Origin of the sequence: Campylobacter concisus, from assembly GCF_002914005.1 — a bacterium.
GTDB classification, from domain to species: domain Bacteria; phylum Campylobacterota; class Campylobacteria; order Campylobacterales; family Campylobacteraceae; genus Campylobacter_A; species Campylobacter_A concisus_N.
Map to the genome: position 1 here is coordinate 1 of NZ_POZU01000042.1, position 1,209 is coordinate 1,209.

1 protein-coding gene and 5 tRNA genes are annotated in these 1,209 nt (G+C 33.8%); 5 read left to right on the plus strand and 1 reads right to left on the minus strand.

Annotated elements, in window-relative coordinates; translation table 11 throughout:
- Positions 1-226: 226 nt before the first annotated feature.
- Positions 227-302, minus strand: a tRNA-Ala gene (locus tag CYP54_RS04895).
- Positions 303-408: 106 nt separating this feature from the next.
- On the opposite strand from CYP54_RS04895, the gene CYP54_RS04900 reads away from it, so the two are divergent.
- The 5 genes from CYP54_RS04900 (at position 409) to CYP54_RS04915 (ending at position 995) form a co-directional block, all read left to right on the plus strand.
- Positions 409-483: transfer RNA gene (locus CYP54_RS04900), tRNA-Gly, on the plus strand.
- A gap of 8 nt (positions 484-491) precedes the next feature.
- A tRNA-Leu gene (locus CYP54_RS04905) sits at positions 492-578 on the plus strand.
- A 6-nt stretch (positions 579-584) separates the two neighbouring features.
- A tRNA-Cys gene (locus CYP54_RS04910) sits at positions 585-658 on the plus strand.
- Between the two features lie 32 nt (positions 659-690).
- Positions 691-846 carry a hypothetical protein gene (locus CYP54_RS09880; protein ID WP_167496266.1) on the plus strand — a complete coding sequence of 52 codons (156 nt, stop codon included), beginning with the start codon at positions 691-693 and terminating at the stop codon, positions 844-846.
- 59 nt (positions 847-905) lie between these two features.
- Positions 906-995, plus strand: a tRNA-Ser gene (locus CYP54_RS04915).
- The last annotated feature ends 214 nt before the right edge of the window (positions 996-1,209 follow it).

The window sequence follows — 1,209 nt, forward strand, 5'->3', positions numbered from 1 at the left end:
TTTTTAAAAACATTTTTTTCATTTGAATTTTAATAGCTAATATTATTTTATTTTTTGTTAAAGCAAGATAAAAATTTATAAAATTATTTTTTAGTTATTGACTTTTACTAATGTTGATAAGGGTCTTGATATCAATTATTCATTAAATTTTTACATATTGGCATCTTTTTTTGTAAAAAGTTATTTTTGCAAAAGGTATAAATAATGATAGATGTATTTAGATTTATGGTGGAGTTAAGCGGGATCGAACCGCCGACCTCTTGAATGCCATTCAAGCGCTCTCCCAGCTGAGCTATAACCCCAAAGTGGATTTTGATATTTTATCTTTTTATGCCTTACAATATTTTGAAATTAGTTTTAGTAAAATAAAATTTTAAGCAATTTTTGGATAATATTACAAACTTTAACGCGGGAATAGCTCAGGGGTAGAGCACAACCTTGCCAAGGTTGGGGTCGCGAGTTCGAATCTCGTTTCCCGCTCCATTAACTTAGCCCGAGTGGCGGAATGGTAGACGCAAGGGACTTAAAATCCCTCGGTAGTTTTTACCGTACCGGTTCAAGTCCGGTCTCGGGCACCACGATATGGCGACATGGCCAAGTGGTAAGGCATGAGCCTGCAAAGCTTTGATCCCCGGTTCGAATCCGGGTGTCGCCTCCAAATTTCAAAAATAACTACTCGAAGGAATAACAGTGAGAAATTTATTTTTAGCAGCTTGTATAGCTTTTTTTGTAGCTGGTTGTTCAAATACTTGGCATGGTGTAAAAGAAGATACTCATAATGCTAAAGAATGGACCAAAGAAAAGATAAATGATGGAGCTACATATATTAAAGAAAAAACAGAGTAAATTTTAGAGATTATAGTAAATTTTAAGCAAAGTTGGTTATAATCACAAATCTTTTAATTCGGGAGATGGCTGAGCGGTCGAAAGCGGCGGTCTTGAAAACCGTTGAGGTGTGAAAGCCTCCTGGGGTTCGAATCCCTATCTCCCGGCCATCCATCTAATTTATTAATCATAATGCCTATAAGAAAATTTCTTTAAATATTCAGTCCAAAATTTACTAAAACTAAAAATAGTAGCAAATTTTTTATTCAAAGTAAGACACTGTAAGGTAATGAAAAATTTAAGGGTATTTTATTTTTAGCTACCTTAAATCCTCAAAATAATATTTGTAGTAGCACATCCAAAATACATAATAGGTAGTAATCC